Below are 13,493 nucleotides of genomic sequence, written 5' to 3'. Positions count from 1 at the left end.
GATGAAGCCTAGAGGGCACGGCAAACAGCTACCCCCGCAGGATATCTTCAAGCCTCTGTACTTGCTCGGAGATACTCCGGTTTGTGAAACTGTTAGCCCCATGGGTCAAGGATTGCTTTGCAGACATGTGTTCAGATAACCGCTTTGTACGCCGCAGGCCCTGACTTGGGGAACTCTCCAGTTCCTCAATCGCCTCTTTCAGCTCTATTGCCCAGAAATCTCCCCCGCTTGCCCGAAGAGTAGCTGCGAGTTTGTCCAAAGCGGCAATCAAAGTTGAGTTGTCGTTGCTGATCATAGAACTCTAAACCCCCAATACCCACAAAACCTTACCTTGCTTGAACCAACCCTTGAGATGGAACAGCAGCTCTTCTTCCAGTGTAGTGTCTTGCGCAGGACGTGACCCGATCATTGTGGTGAATTCCTCAATTAAATCACCAAGCTCGTGATTTTCAAATTGGTTCGGCCCTGATGTGCCGCTCGTAGCATACCCTCTAATTGAGCTTCCTTACCTTCTCCAATGTCGCTTCGAACTGCCAGGCATCTGGCAGCCTTGACAGCCTTGACAGCCAAAGGGGGCCAGAAGAGCTCTGTATCATCATAGCGTTGCGCAGCGTTCTGATACGTTGAATGTCTTTTATGGCCATCTCATCGACGACGCTCTGAGGTTCCATGACAAGAACACGCCTTGTCGTGAGGATATAATTCACAGGACGAAACAAACGGTGCAAAGACAACCAAATGACAAGCATGAGAGTTGGAGAGAACAGGACTATCAGTGTAAGATCTGAAATGCTCGGTGAAACACGGCCACGAATAGTCTGAACAACCTGCTCGCCTTCTTCCAACTGGAGAGGCACGTAGTCTTGAATTGACATTACAGAACAGACCCTTTCTCTTTGAATGTCGACAGGCCTCACTCCCATCGATAGTTAAAGCTTACCGAAATCCGATCATCTTCGGACATGTTCATCGGCACCTCGTGGCGCAGCCAGCTTTCCCACAGCAATACATCGCCGACATCGGGCTTCATGTAGATAAACGGTTGCAGCTCGCGGCGGGCGTCTTTGGTGCGGATGGGCGAGGCCATCATCATTGCAGACCGGGGATCTTCCAGTTTCAGCGCGCTGGTATCCTCTGGCATGGCAACATAGGTGGTGCCGCTGATGACGGAATGTGGATGGATGTGGCTGGCGTGCATGCCGCCCTCGGGCAGGATGTTGATCCACAGATCTTCGAGTACCAAAGCGCGGCCGTCCAGGTCGAACTGCAGATCCTTGGCAAACTCGGCGACGTGCTGATCCAGCACTTTGACCAGATCGGCAAAGATCGGGAAGCGCCAGGGCAGATCGGTCAGCGAAGCATAAGAGGTATAGCCGGGATAGGCGTTTTCCTCGCACCAGTCCTGACCGGCTTCGTCATCATTGGCGATGACAATGCAGGAGTTTTCTAATTCATCCGCGTCGATCTTGACCCCGTGTTCAGACAGGGCGGCGCGGTACAGGCGGGTGGCGAAAAGCGATTCAATGTGTGACATGCCAACGTCATACCTCAGGTCACCGCATAGGGCGAGAGGTCGCGTTGAGGGATATCAGCCCTGTTGGGCTGGTGGTCCCAAATTCAGGGGCCACCATAGTAAGATCAGAAATCCTGCCAAACGGCTTTGCCTTCGGTGCCTGTTGCGGCAGCTTCAGGTCCGGCATCCATGGACCAATCGTCATCCAGATCACCAGTCCCATGCGCGGATGGCATTGCCGCGACCGGGCTGGTGTTTGCGGTACTATGCCCAGAAGTTTCAAAGTGCTCCATCAACTGGGCAAGCTTGGTCGCATCGGATTTCAACAAATGACCCGCTGCGGTTGCCTCTTCCACCATGGCCGCATTTTGCTGTGTCACCTGATCCAGCTGCGTCATGCCGATGTTGATCTCATTGAGACCCGTAGACTGCTCAGATGCGCCTTCGGCGATTTCAGACACCAGCGTGGTAATGTGACCGACCTGCGTCACAATGCTGCCTAGGGCCGAACCAGCATTACCGACCAGTTCAACTCCCCGATCCACCTGCTTGGAGCTGTCATCAATCAGCGTCTTGATCTCCATCGCGGCATCCGAAGAACGTTGCGCCAGAGCGCGAACTTCGCTGGCGACCACCGCAAACCCACGACCTGCTTCACCAGCCCGCGCAGCCTCAACCCCGGCATTCAGGGCCAAAAGGTTAGTCTGGAACGCGATGTCATCAATCACCGAGATAATCTGAGAGATATGACGAGAAGAGTTTTCAATCTCAGTCATCGCAGCCACAGCATTTTGCACAACTTCACCGCTGCGTTCCGCTTCGGTGCCTGCATCACCCATAGTCGTTTCGACATGACGGGCGCCCTCAGCTGCTGACTTCACAGATGCTGTCAGCTCATCCAATGCGGCGGCTGTTTGCTCGAGTGTTGCGGCCTGGCTTTCTGTACGCTGCGACAGATCATCAGAGGCATGGCTGATCTCATCTGCACCACTGCGAATGCTGCCAGAGGTTTCAACAACCTGTTCTACGATGCCGTGCAAGTTAGAGACGGTTGTGTTGAAGTCCTCACGGAGCTGTTCATAGCCTTCAGGGAAGTTCTCTTGAATTTGTACGGTCAGTTTGCCCTGAGACAGCAGCGACAAGCGATTGCTGAGTTCTTTGACCATTTGCCCCAGTTCTGCGTCACGGCCCTCGGCCTTCCTCTGCTCTGCTTCCTGCATCTCAACCAGTGAATCGCGGAACACTTCGAGAGCTCGCGCCATTTCGCCAACCTCGTCGCCGCGGCTCTGACCCCTAATTTCAACGGCATTGTTACCATCAGCCAGACCACGCATGGACACCGTGATGTTCTTGATTGCCTTGGCAATGCTTGAGCCGATGACGAATGCCAGCATGGCGCCAATAACGATCGCCACTCCAATTGCGCTTGGGATCAAGGTTTTGGTCGTCGCTGATGTCTGCTCGCTTGCAGCCCGGCGCGTGTCCATCAGCCCCTGCTCTTCAGCTTGGAAATCAGCCATGATTCCACGGAACCCATCAAAGTATGTTTTCCCGCGTCCCTCAGCCACCAGATCAGCCATATCATCCATGGTCTGCGCATCGCCAATTTCGCGGCGCATGTCGAGTGTAGGTTCTACAACTGTGCTGCGCCATTCGGAAATAAGCTCACCCGCGCCTGTTATGCGCTGAACCTGTTCCGGGTTGTCGCTTACTGTTTCAGCAAGTTCGCCCACCAGTTTTTCCATCCGGGCAATGCCAGCAGTATATGGAGTCAAGAAAGCTTCATCACCGGACAGCAGGAACCCACGCATCCCGGTTTCCATGTCCACTGCAGCAGCCAAGACATCTTTTGCCGTCTCGATCACAGAGTATGTATGCTCGACCCGCTCAAGACCTTCGGAAATAGCAACAGCGTTAATAAACGGGCTATTGATGATGCCATCTATTTTTTCTTTCCGTGTTGCCAGCAATGCCTGTTCCGCCTCGATAAAGCTGGTGATCCGGATCCTGAAATCATCAAAGAACACCTTACCCTTGGCTTGCTTAACTTCGGCGGCCATGTCGTTCATTGTCAGTGCATCACCGATATCACGACGCAGTGCGATTGCCTGTTCTGCCACCTCAGTTTGCCAGCCTCTTAGGGCTGCCTCGGCTTCCTCCAGCCGAGTAACCTGACGAGGATTATCACTCACCGTTTCCCGCAAGCTGGCCAGTGTTTCATAGGCCTGGGCTTGTCCGATATTATAGGGATCCAAAAACGCGTCTTTCCCAGCAAGAAGATATCCACGCAGGCCGGTTTCCATATCAACTGCCGAGGCAATGATGGACCGCGACTCCCCCAGAACAATCTGAGTGTGGTCAACCAGACGCGAAGATTCTTCCATCCGTGCCAGGTTGATCATCGTGATGACCCCAACGGCAGCGATCAAGATCAAAGGAAATAGAGCCACCGAAATAACTTTGGACTTAGTTTTCAGATTCGTAAGCGAAAAGCGTCGAGGTAACTTCTTTGCTTTAATGGTCATTTCCAGGATCCTCTTTGGAATAGGTTTCCTGAGCTAGACCACATGAAACTTAATATCCCGTGCAGTGATGCGGTATTGGCAGCCCTCAACCTGCGGCATATTGGTAAAAATCATCGTTTGTGCCGTGGAAACTCCAGCAACGATGCAAAGGCTCGGCCGTATAACTGCCCCATGTAATCCAAAAGGCCCCCGCCAAATAATGAGCGGGGGCCAGTACTTAGGCAAATGTGCTGGGTCGTTAGTCGTAAGCAGCATCCACAATTATTTCGACTTTCAGCTCCGCTCTCGCCAGTTTTGCCTCACCACAAGCGCGTGCAGGCGCATCGCCTTCGGGAACCCAGGCATTCCAGACTTCATTCAAACCGGCGAAATCGCTCATATCCGCCAGCCAGATTGTTGCGCGCAGCATTTGCGATCTCGACGATCCGGCCTGAATCAATAGAGCCTCTAGCCGACGCAGACATTCTTCGGTCTGTTCCTGAATTGTTGCCCCCTCGCCCACTTGGCCGGTGATATAAGCAACGCCATTGTGTTTGACGATTTTTGAGGATCGGACCCCGGTTTCGATGCGTTCAATCATGACACTCTCCTTGCGGTGTTGGTTTCTGTTGACTGCAGGTGCCCCTGTTCGGCCTGCGCTTCAACATTTTTTTACTCCAGCAACAGAAAAAGCCCCCGCTGAAAAATCAGCAGGGGCTTCTAAATTTTCAGATCGGTAAGAGCTTACCAGTCTTCGCGAACCACGACGCGTGTTTTGATTGGCAATTTCATCGCTGCCAGGCGCAGGGCCTCGCGTGCAACAACATCGTCAACACCGTCGATTTCGAACAAGACGCGGCCAGGACGAACCTTGGCTGCCCAGAAATCTACGGAACCCTTACCTTTACCCATACGGACTTCGGTAGGCTTCGAGGTCACTGGAGTGTCCGGGAAGATACGGATCCAAACACGGCCCTGACGTTTCATGTGACGTGTCATCGCGCGGCGAGCCGCTTCGATTTGACGTGCAGTGATACGCTCAGGCTGCAGTGCTTTCAGGCCGAAAGTGCCAAAGTTCAGATCGGATCCACCTTTGGTTTCACCCTTGATCCGGCCTTTGTGCATCTTCCGGAATTTAGTACGCTTTGGTTGAAGCATTTGTCATGTTCCCCTTAGCGACGACCGCCTGCACCGCGAGGTGCTGGGCCGTCCTGGAGTTCCTGTGCTTTACGGTCACGTGCCTGCGGATCGTGCTCCATGATCTCACCTTTGAAGATCCAAGTCTTGATCCCGATGATACCATAAGCAGTTTTTGCTTCGACGTGTGCGTAATCGATGTCGGCACGCAGTGTGTGCAGAGGCACGCGGCCCTCACGGTACCATTCGGTACGCGCGATTTCTGCTCCACCCAAACGACCCGCAAGGTTGACCCGGATACCCAGGGCGCCCATGCGCATCGCGTTCTGCACCGAACGCTTCATGGCGCGACGGAAAGACACCCGGCGCTCCAGCTGCTGTGCGATGGACTCACCAACCAGAGCAGCATCGAGTTCCGGCTTGCGGACTTCAACGATGTTCAGGTGCAGTTCGCTATCGGTCATGCTGGCAATTTTCTTGCGCAGAGTTTCGATGTCTGCACCTTTTTTGCCGATGATGACGCCAGGACGCGCAGTGTGGATCGTAACGCGGCACTTTTTGTGCGGACGTTCGATGATCACACGAGAGATACCAGCCTGCTTACACTCTTCTTTGATGAAGTCGCGGATTTTCAGGTCTTCCAGAAGAAGATCGCCGAAATCTTTGGTGTCAGCATACCAGCGGCTGTCCCAGGTGCGGTTGACCTGGAGGCGCATGCCAATTGGATTGACTTTATTACCCATTAGGACTGCTCCTCAACTTGACGCACCAGGATGGTGATCTCAGCAAACGGCTTCAAGATCTTGCCGAAACGACCACGAGCACGCGGGCGACCGCGCTTCAGAGTCATGTTTTTGCCCACATAGGCCTCGGCGACGACCAGCTCGTCTACGTCCAGGTTGTGGTTGTTTTCAGCATTGGCAATCGCCGACTGAAGACATTTTTTCACGTCCTGAGCAACACGCTTGTTCGAGAAAGTCAGTTCGGTCAGAGCCTTATCAACTTTCTTGCCACGGATCAGACCAGCAACCAGATTCAGTTTCTGAGGGCTGGTACGGAGCATGCGCAGTTTTGCCATTGCTTCGTTGTCTGCCACGCGGCGGGGGTTTTTTTCCTTACCCATGACTTATTTCCGCTTCGCTTTTTTGTCAGCAGCGTGACCGTGATAAGTACGAGTTGGCGAATATTCACCAAACTTCTGACCGATCATGTCTTCCGAGACGTTCACAGGGATATGCTTGCGACCGTTATAAACACCAAAGGTCAGACCCACAAACTGGGGCAGAATGGTGGAACGGCGCGACCAGATCTTGATCACTTCTTTGCGGCCCGAATCACGAGCAGCTTCGGCCTTCTTGAGGACATAAGCGTCAACAAAAGGGCCTTTCCATACAGAGCGAGACATAGATTAACGTCCCTTCTTCTTGGCGTGACGCGAGCGGATGATCAGCTTGCTTGACGCTTTGTTCTTGTTACGGGTCCGAGCACCTTTGGTAGGCTTACCCCAAGGGGTCACTGGGTGACGACCACCCGAAGTCCGGCCTTCACCACCACCGTGTGGGTGGTCGACCGGGTTCATGACCACACCACGCACAGAGGGACGAACGCCCTTGTGACGCATACGGCCAGCTTTACCAAAGTTCTGGTTCGAGTTGTCGGGGTTCGACACCGCACCAACTGTTGCCAGACATTCCTGACGCACCAGACGCAGTTCGCCCGAAGACAAACGGATCTGAGCGTAGCCACCGTCACGACCAACGAACTGAGCATATGTACCAGCTGCACGGGCGATCTGGCCGCCTTTGCCTGGCTTCATTTCGATGTTGTGAATGATGGTACCGATTGGCATGCCCGAGAATGGCATTGTGTTGCCCGGCTTGATGTCGGCCTTAGCAGAGGCGATAACCTGATCACCAACAGCAAGACGCTGTGGAGCCAAGATATAGTTCTGTTCGCCATCTTCATATTTGATCAGCGCGATGAATGCGGTCCGGTTCGGGTCATATTCGATCCGCTCGACGGTCGCCGCAACATCAAATTTGTTACGCTTAAAGTCAACGATCCGGTAGAGGCGCTTTGCCCCGCCACCACGGCGGCGCGAGGTAATCCGTCCGGTGTTGTTCCGGCCGCCCGATTTCGTCAAACCCTCAGTGAGAGACTTGACGGGACGTCCTTTCCAAAGCTCCGAACGGTCGATCAGAACCAGCCCACGCTGGCCCGGCGTCGTCGGTTTATACGACTTGAGTGCCATGCTTTCTGTCTTCCGTTTAGCAGTGTCCAAGCACCGAGTTTTCCCGGCATCCTGGACTATGTTCAGCCCCCTGCTCGCAACGTTTCATCAGAAACCCAACTACTGAGGTGGCCATCGATATAAGGCCCCGAAGGTCCCCATCCAAAAATCAACAGCCCCGGAGCGAATCCGAGGCTAGATGATTGGAGCGACGTAGCAGGGTTTGGGGGGGGTGGCAATGGGGAGACAAGCACTAACGAGACGACAACTCACCAAAAAACGGTACATCTGCAGGATAGATGTCACTTGCTGTTGTTTAGTCAATTTTCAAAAAGTTGACCTCGGCGAAAACTATCGCGTCTTTTTCATATATTTGCTCTACTCGAACTTTATAACGCGTACCGTCTTCCTCCGAACCGATATAGCAAGCGTGCTCATAGTAGCAATCATAAGAGCCACCACCCACATAACGGAAATAGAACCTGTAGGAATCAACTTTGGTTATCTCAAACCAAAGTTGAGAAGGTTCCCAGCAAAACTCTTGTCCCCGCCTGAATTTCTGAGTGAACTGTTTTGGCATTGACTGAAGATAGACGCAGTCCTTTTCTACAAAGTGGATACGTCGTTTAGTTGCTATAGGCACCCCATCTCCAACCGCGCGAGAAAGCGATGAAAATTTCGCCTCTATTGCTGAAGAAACTGAAGTCATCAGCTCCGCCCGAACATTTCCAAGCAAAAGCTGGACGTCACTCTCCGAAATTCCGGCATTCCCAGACACAGGCATCTCAGCAAGCCACCTTTGAAACTCTATTGTCAAATCCAGTTTGACTTGCTCAACGGCCTTACCAAGCGCGATAGGATCTACACCACCTCCAGCGACTTTGGGCAGCGTCTCAATTTTTACCGCCAACGCATCGAACCGGTCATTAAGTTCCTGCACCGCCATCTTATTTCGTTCACTGCCGTAAACCAACGCCTCCCTCCGTAACAGCTCCTGTTCTTTCTTAACTTCGCCCAATGCAGCACTTTGACGTCGCTCAAACACATCCAATTGTCTTTGTTGCGCTGTTAACTGTTCCTTCAATGACGTTATGGCGACATTTTCAGAAACCGCTTTGTCAATACTACCTTGATTAAGTGCCACAAGAAGACCAACGACGCTGCACGCGCCACCGAAGCCACTTGCTATTAGGTTTGTACGATTAAAAATCGAGGCGAAAAAATTCATTTGCCGTCCTATCTCTCAAAACTTCGCTAAATCTACTGGCACAACCCAAAGAATAGCAAGCTGTCAGACGCTGGTGCGGCGGGTTACGCCTTTGTTTCTCGCTGGGCGCGCCTCATGCCAGAGGGCCGGCATGCGAAGCCCAAAACAGCCTCTCATGAGGCCTCCTGCTACCCTCCTGCCGTTCGCTATAATCACATTCCTAATCTGCAAAGAAATATTTCTGCGTCATAAAGCTTTCGTAAAACTAACGCGAATAGACACTTGAATAGTTCTGATTTTCTGAATCCGAAGCAATTTGAGTAAGTGGGATTTCACATGTCATTCATTGACCGAACAATCGAAAACCGTCCAGCCACCGGCGAAGCACCGTTTGAGCTACACGAGTGCTTTTTTTCCAGGACGGATGAGCGCGGCGTGATCCAGGCGGGGAACAATATCTTTGGTCGTGTTTCGGGATATGAGTGGAATGAGCTCATTGGGGCCCCGCACAAAAGAATTCGCCATCCTGAAATGCCAAAGGGCGTATTCTGGCTGCTTTGGGACACGATCAAGCGTGGTCGCAGCATGGGCGCCTATGTGCAAAACAAAGCAAAGGACGGGCTCAACTACTGGGTCTATGCCATGGTTGTTCCCTGCAAGGGCGGTTACATCTCAGCCCGCTTCAAACCCAGCAGCCCCTGGCTGGCAACCATTCAGTCAGAATACGCGGCGCTCCTGGAAGCTGAACAGCTTGAAAACCTTACTCCAGAAGCCAGCGGTAAGCGCTTTTTGGCCCGGCTGAAAGAGCTTGGCTTTGAAAAATATCACCATTTTGCTGCCCACACAGCAAGTACAGAGCTGCTGGCACGTAGCACCGGACTACGGCAGAAACAGGACCCGTCAATTGTCGCAATGCGCAGTATGCTGGACAAGGCGGATACACTGAAGCAGCAGAGCGAAGGTTTGATTCAGGAATTTGAAGCCATGCGCACAATTCCGCACAACTTGCGGGTCATTGCGTCGCGCATCGAACCCGCAGGTGGGCCAGTGACAGTCTTGTCGCAAAACTATGGCATCATGTCACAGAGCATGTCGGATTGGTTTGCCGAGCATGTCGTCGGAGAAAAGAGCAACTTTTCCAGCATCAAAGGGGCCGTCAACAATTGTCTGTATACCGGCTGCCTGTCCGCAGTCATGCGGGAGTGCGTGGATCAGTTTACAAGCGAAGGCCGTGGCCACGGCGCTGAGAATATAGATGCGGAACGTGAAATCCTGAACAGGGTATCCAAAGATCGCAACACCGAGGCCTTTGCCAACCTACGGGTTGTAAAAACCGAAGCTGAACGGATTTTACATGCCTGCGGTATTATGCAACGTCACCTTCTTGGCCTTAGCTCAACGCGCGTATTGTGTAAAATCGAAAGCGCGCGCGTGCCTGAGGCCGGAGAGACGTTAACGGACATCATCGATCAGCTTGGCGCTTTTCAGGCGCGCATCTCTGAAAAACTGGACAATATCGTTGCTCTCAGCAATGAGATCAGCTCTCACGAATTCGATGCAGACCCAGCTGAGTAAAAGAGGTTGAAGTCATAGCACTGGCCGCGATGTGCAACCTGCGCATCGTGGCCGCTCTCCAAAGGGCACCAAGCCTCACGCGCGCTAGCCGCCCAGAAACGAAAAAGGCCCCCGCTTTACAGCGAGGGCCTTTCTCAATTCATCCAAGCAATCTTAGAGTCCAGTGGACACGTCGATTGTGTTACCTTCTTCGAGGGTAACATAGGCCTTTTTGACGTCCTTGCGACGGCCCAGGCCACCGCGGAACCGCTTCACTTTACCTTTAGTGATGCTTGTGTTCACAGCCTTAACCTTCACACCAAACAGCGCCTCAACGGCGGCTTTGATGGTTGGCTTGTTGCTGTCGATCGCAACTTCAAAAACAACCGCGCCATTTTCGGACGCCATGGTGGCTTTTTCAGTGATGATCGGCTTGCGGATTACGTCGTAGTGTTCTGCTTTAGCGCTCATTTCAGGCGAGCCTCCAATGCTTCGATACCTGCCTTGGTGATCACCAGAGTGTCACGCTTGAGGATATCATAGACGTTTGCGCCCATCGACGGCAGGATATCCAGACCTTCGATGTTTTTGGCAGCTTTCAGGAAGCCTTCGTTGGCTGTCGCGCCGTCGATGACCAGAGCGCGTTTCCAGCCCAGGTTAGCAACCTGTTTAGCCAGAGCAGCAGTCTTGCCGTCAGTGTCAGCGTTATCGATCACAACCAGCTCACCAGCAGCCATTTTGGCAGACAGTGCGTGACGCAGACCCAGCTTACGGAACTTCTTGGTCAGCTCGTGGCCGTGCGAACGGACAACCGGACCTTTGTAAACACCACCACCGCGGAAGATCGGAGCAGAACGTGCACCGTGACGCGCGCCGCCAGTACCTTTCTGACGATAGATCTTCTTGGTCGAGTAGTTCACTTCCGAACGGGTCTTTACCTTGTGGGTACCGGCCTGCGCGTTGTTACGCTGCCAGCGAACCACACGGTGCAGAATGTCGGCGCGTGCTTCGAGACCGAACAGTGCGGCATCCAGCTCGATGTTGCCGGCAGTGCTGCCGTCTAGATTGATTACATCAAGTTTCATGCTTCACCACCTTCCGCAGAAACGGATTCTGCTGGAGCTTCGGCAGCTGCCGATTTCAGACCTGCTGGGAAAGGCAGACCCTCAGGGGCCTTCTTCTTAACAGCGTCTTTGACAGTGACCCAACCACCTTTGGAGCCAGGAACGGCGCCTTTGATGAAGACCAGACCACGGTCGGCGTCAGTTTTGACGACTTCCAGGTTCTGTGTGGTTACACGGGCAGCACCCATGTGACCGGCCATCTTCTTGCCTTTGAAAACCTTACCGGGATCCTGACACTGACCTGTGGAACCGTGCGAACGGTGCGAGATAGACACACCGTGTGTCGCGCGCAGACCACCAAAGTTCCAGCGCTTCATAGCACCCTGGAAACCTTTACCAATCGAGGTACCGGAAACGTCAACTTTTTGACCTGTCAGATAGTGCTCGGCCGAAATTTCGGCGCCGACTTCGATCAGGGCATCAGCGGAAACGCGGAACTCAGCGACTTTGCGCTTAGGCTCAACCATTGCAGCGGCGAAGTGACCGCGCATAGCCTGAGACGTGCGTTTTGCCTTAGCAGCACCAGCACCAAGCTGAACAGCAGTGTAGCCGTCCTTCTCGTCTGTACGCTGCGCAACAACCTGCAGGTTTTCCAACTGAAGAACGGTCACAGGAATCTGCTTGCCGTCTTCCATGAACAAGCGGGTCATGCCCACTTTTTTAGCGATAATACCAGAGCGCATTTGTTTTACCCTCCGATCTTATGACTGCAACTTGATCTCGACGTCCACACCAGCGGCGAGGTCGAGCTTCATCAGCGCGTCAACGGTCTGGGGGGTCGGATCAATGATGTCGAGCAGACGCTTGTGAGTACGGATCTCAAACTGGTCGCGCGATTTTTTATCAACGTGAGGTCCACGCAGAACGGTGAACTTCTCAATCTTGTTCGGCAAAGGGATCGGGCCACGAACTGAGGCGCCGGTCCGCTTGGCTGTGTTGACGATCTCTTGCGTGCTGGAATCCAGAACGCGATAGTCAAACGCCTTGAGCCGAATACGGATATTTTGGCTTTGCATTATCTATAGCCTTTCGAGGCTAAGGAGTTGATAGGACGACCGATGGCTCATTCCACCGGCCCTCTTCAAACCCAAACGGCAGGAACGAATCCTGCCGACGGGTTATTCACATAAAGCGAACTTGCGCGCTATACGCCTGTTGGGGGGATGTGGCAAGGGGGAAATTGGGCTGCCCACTATGCTACTCTCTTCTTTAGATGCAAAGTCCGTGGTTAACGACCGGGTACGCTATCAAAATCAGATCTATCATATATAATTGGCGGGTTCTCGGCACTGGCTTCGAAAAATCCGACACCAACAGAACAAGCCGCATTGAAAACGCCGCTCCAAGCCGAGTTCGAAACGGACCAACCGAAGTTCAAGTATATAGAATGTTTGGCAAAATTGTACTCGGTAACACGGTCCTCGATGGCTGCTCCGCGCACCGTAAAAACACCCCTATCTAGTCCAACCAACTTTCGCCAGAAAGGCTTCGATTGAGGAAGGCCTTGGGAGCGATCCCAGTCATAGGCCCCTGGTCCATTTAAAGGAGGAAATTCTCTCCGCAACAACTCATAGAAGCGAGGCAGGTTCCCCGTCATTTGATCCAGTGTGTCGCAATCAATTGGCCAGTTTTCGACTTGATCCAAATACCATTGAATAAACGCTACGCGGTCCCTTGGTGCCAATTGCGGGTCAAATACAAAAAGATCGTAGCTCAATATTTTCCACCCGACTTTGTAACCACGCCATATCCGTATAGACATGTCTAGTTTGGAAGGCAATTTACCGACCACCCCCCTCTTACTTTAGCTTGTACGATAGTGGCCCGGTATAGAGAACGGCGCCTGACCTTGGGGAGGTGCAAAGCGCCTTCCCGGGGGGAAGGTCAGGCGCGGCCCGACGTTTCGCCGGGCGAGACACTGCAGAAATGTTTTAGTTCTAATCCACAAACAGTAAAAGGGCCGCCCTGGGGCAGCCCTTTCATAGTCGCGGCAAATGGTGCGTGCGAGCACGCACCCTACGTCAAATTACTCGACGATTTTTGACACAACGCCAGCACCAACGGTGCGGCCGCCTTCGCGGATCGCGAAGCGGAGGCCTGTTTCCATCGCGATTGGTGCGATCAGCTCAACGTTGAACTTCAGGTTGTCGCCTGGCATCACCATTTCTGTGCCCTCGGGCAGAACAACGGTACCAGTGACGTCTGTAGTCCGGAAGTAGAACTG

The 13,493-nt window shown here is 53.1% G+C and carries 16 protein-coding genes; 1 reads left to right on the top strand and 15 read right to left on the bottom strand.

Going from position 1 to position 13,493, the window contains the following annotated elements:
- Positions 1–913: 913 nt before the first annotated feature.
- The 9 genes from FEE96_RS15015 to FEE96_RS14975 form a co-directional block, all read right to left on the bottom strand.
- A complete protein-coding gene (locus FEE96_RS15015) occupies positions 914–1,534 on the bottom strand; it encodes a 2OG-Fe(II) oxygenase family protein (RefSeq protein ID WP_138163936.1) in 621 nt (206 codons plus the stop codon).
- A 104-nt stretch (positions 1,535–1,638) separates the two neighbouring features.
- The gene (locus tag FEE96_RS15010; protein ID WP_138163935.1) at positions 1,639–4,038 is read right to left on the bottom strand and encodes a CHASE3 domain-containing protein; all 2,400 of its coding nucleotides are present in this window, start codon (positions 4,036–4,038) and stop codon (positions 1,639–1,641) included.
- A gap of 238 nt (positions 4,039–4,276) precedes the next feature.
- Complete coding sequence (locus tag FEE96_RS15005; RefSeq protein ID WP_138163934.1) at positions 4,277–4,618, bottom strand: RidA family protein; 342 nt, start codon at positions 4,616–4,618, stop codon at positions 4,277–4,279.
- Between the two features lie 143 nt (positions 4,619–4,761).
- Positions 4,762–5,175 (bottom strand): 50S ribosomal protein L16, encoded by a 414-nt coding sequence (gene rplP, locus FEE96_RS15000; RefSeq protein ID WP_138163933.1) that lies wholly within the window; start codon positions 5,173–5,175, stop codon positions 4,762–4,764.
- A 14-nt stretch (positions 5,176–5,189) separates the two neighbouring features.
- On the bottom strand, positions 5,190–5,897 hold the full coding sequence (rpsC, locus tag FEE96_RS14995; protein WP_138163932.1) for a 30S ribosomal protein S3: 708 nt from the start codon (positions 5,895–5,897) through the stop codon (positions 5,190–5,192).
- On the bottom strand, positions 5,897–6,277 hold the full coding sequence (rplV, locus tag FEE96_RS14990) for a 50S ribosomal protein L22 (protein ID WP_138163931.1): 381 nt from the start codon (positions 6,275–6,277) through the stop codon (positions 5,897–5,899). Before rplV ends, rpsC begins: the two co-directional genes overlap by 1 nt.
- A gap of 3 nt (positions 6,278–6,280) precedes the next feature.
- Positions 6,281–6,559 carry a 30S ribosomal protein S19 gene (gene rpsS / locus FEE96_RS14985; protein WP_138163930.1) on the bottom strand — a complete coding sequence of 93 codons (279 nt, stop codon included), beginning with the start codon at positions 6,557–6,559 and terminating at the stop codon, positions 6,281–6,283.
- Positions 6,560–6,562: 3 nt separating this feature from the next.
- A complete protein-coding gene (gene rplB / locus FEE96_RS14980; RefSeq protein WP_138163929.1) occupies positions 6,563–7,405 on the bottom strand; it encodes a 50S ribosomal protein L2 in 843 nt (280 codons plus the stop codon).
- A gap of 295 nt (positions 7,406–7,700) precedes the next feature.
- On the bottom strand, positions 7,701–8,612 hold the full coding sequence (locus FEE96_RS14975) for a hypothetical protein (RefSeq protein WP_138163928.1): 912 nt from the start codon (positions 8,610–8,612) through the stop codon (positions 7,701–7,703).
- A gap of 315 nt (positions 8,613–8,927) precedes the next feature.
- On the opposite strand from FEE96_RS14975, the gene FEE96_RS14970 reads away from it, so the two are divergent.
- The gene (locus FEE96_RS14970) at positions 8,928–10,166 is read left to right on the top strand and encodes a PAS domain-containing protein (RefSeq protein WP_138163927.1); all 1,239 of its coding nucleotides are present in this window, start codon (positions 8,928–8,930) and stop codon (positions 10,164–10,166) included.
- A gap of 153 nt (positions 10,167–10,319) precedes the next feature.
- On the opposite strand, the gene FEE96_RS14965 is transcribed toward FEE96_RS14970, so the two are convergent.
- The 6 genes from FEE96_RS14965 to FEE96_RS14940 form a co-directional block, all read right to left on the bottom strand.
- Positions 10,320–10,616 (bottom strand): 50S ribosomal protein L23, encoded by a 297-nt coding sequence (locus FEE96_RS14965; protein ID WP_127747098.1) that lies wholly within the window; start codon positions 10,614–10,616, stop codon positions 10,320–10,322.
- Entirely contained in the window at positions 10,613–11,230 is a 618-nt protein-coding gene (gene rplD / locus FEE96_RS14960) for a 50S ribosomal protein L4 (RefSeq protein WP_138163926.1), read from the bottom strand. Before rplD ends, FEE96_RS14965 begins: the two co-directional genes overlap by 4 nt.
- A complete protein-coding gene (gene rplC / locus FEE96_RS14955) occupies positions 11,227–11,952 on the bottom strand; it encodes a 50S ribosomal protein L3 (RefSeq protein ID WP_138163925.1) in 726 nt (241 codons plus the stop codon). The genes rplD and rplC overlap by 4 nt, the downstream gene beginning before the upstream one ends.
- An 18-nt stretch (positions 11,953–11,970) precedes the next feature.
- A complete protein-coding gene (gene rpsJ, locus FEE96_RS14950) occupies positions 11,971–12,285 on the bottom strand; it encodes a 30S ribosomal protein S10 (RefSeq protein ID WP_127747095.1) in 315 nt (104 codons plus the stop codon).
- 212 nt (positions 12,286–12,497) lie between these two features.
- The gene (locus tag FEE96_RS14945; protein ID WP_138163924.1) at positions 12,498–12,986 is read right to left on the bottom strand and encodes a hypothetical protein; all 489 of its coding nucleotides are present in this window, start codon (positions 12,984–12,986) and stop codon (positions 12,498–12,500) included.
- A 309-nt stretch (positions 12,987–13,295) separates the two neighbouring features.
- Positions 13,296–13,493, bottom strand: a 198-nt coding sequence (locus tag FEE96_RS14940; RefSeq protein ID WP_484237545.1) for an EF-Tu C-terminal domain-related protein, incomplete at its 5' end; no start/stop codon positions are given.

The organism is Parasedimentitalea maritima (genome assembly GCF_005771405.1).
Lineage (GTDB): Bacteria > Pseudomonadota > Alphaproteobacteria > Rhodobacterales > Rhodobacteraceae > Parasedimentitalea > Parasedimentitalea maritima.
Note: the sequence above shows the minus strand (reverse complement) of the source record. Positions and strands in the feature narration are given on the sequence as shown.

What these genes read in the sequence shown, in the direction of transcription:
- rpsJ (WP_127747095.1), bottom strand. Translation starts at nt 12,285, where the DNA reads ATGCAAAGCCAAAATATCCGTATTCGGCTCAAGGCGTTTGACTATCGC.
- FEE96_RS14965 (WP_127747098.1), bottom strand. Translation starts at nt 10,616, where the DNA reads ATGAGCGCTAAAGCAGAACACTACGACGTAATCCGCAAGCCGATCATC.
- FEE96_RS14975 (WP_138163928.1), bottom strand. Translation starts at nt 8,612, where the DNA reads ATGAATTTTTTCGCCTCGATTTTTAATCGTACAAACCTAATAGCAAGT.
- FEE96_RS15010 (WP_138163935.1), bottom strand. Translation starts at nt 4,038, where the DNA reads ATGACCATTAAAGCAAAGAAGTTACCTCGACGCTTTTCGCTTACGAAT.
- rplP (WP_138163933.1), bottom strand. Translation starts at nt 5,175, where the DNA reads ATGCTTCAACCAAAGCGTACTAAATTCCGGAAGATGCACAAAGGCCGG.
- FEE96_RS15015 (WP_138163936.1), bottom strand. Translation starts at nt 1,534, where the DNA reads ATGTCACACATTGAATCGCTTTTCGCCACCCGCCTGTACCGCGCCGCC.
- rpsC (WP_138163932.1), bottom strand. Translation starts at nt 5,897, where the DNA reads ATGGGTAATAAAGTCAATCCAATTGGCATGCGCCTCCAGGTCAACCGC.
- FEE96_RS15005 (WP_138163934.1), bottom strand. Translation starts at nt 4,618, where the DNA reads ATGATTGAACGCATCGAAACCGGGGTCCGATCCTCAAAAATCGTCAAA.
- FEE96_RS14970 (WP_138163927.1), top strand. Translation starts at nt 8,928, where the DNA reads ATGTCATTCATTGACCGAACAATCGAAAACCGTCCAGCCACCGGCGAA.
- rplV (WP_138163931.1), bottom strand. Translation starts at nt 6,277, where the DNA reads ATGGGTAAGGAAAAAAACCCCCGCCGCGTGGCAGACAACGAAGCAATG.
- rplC (WP_138163925.1), bottom strand. Translation starts at nt 11,952, where the DNA reads ATGCGCTCTGGTATTATCGCTAAAAAAGTGGGCATGACCCGCTTGTTC.
- rpsS (WP_138163930.1), bottom strand. Translation starts at nt 6,559, where the DNA reads ATGTCTCGCTCTGTATGGAAAGGCCCTTTTGTTGACGCTTATGTCCTC.
- rplB (WP_138163929.1), bottom strand. Translation starts at nt 7,405, where the DNA reads ATGGCACTCAAGTCGTATAAACCGACGACGCCGGGCCAGCGTGGGCTG.
- rplD (WP_138163926.1), bottom strand. Translation starts at nt 11,230, where the DNA reads ATGAAACTTGATGTAATCAATCTAGACGGCAGCACTGCCGGCAACATC.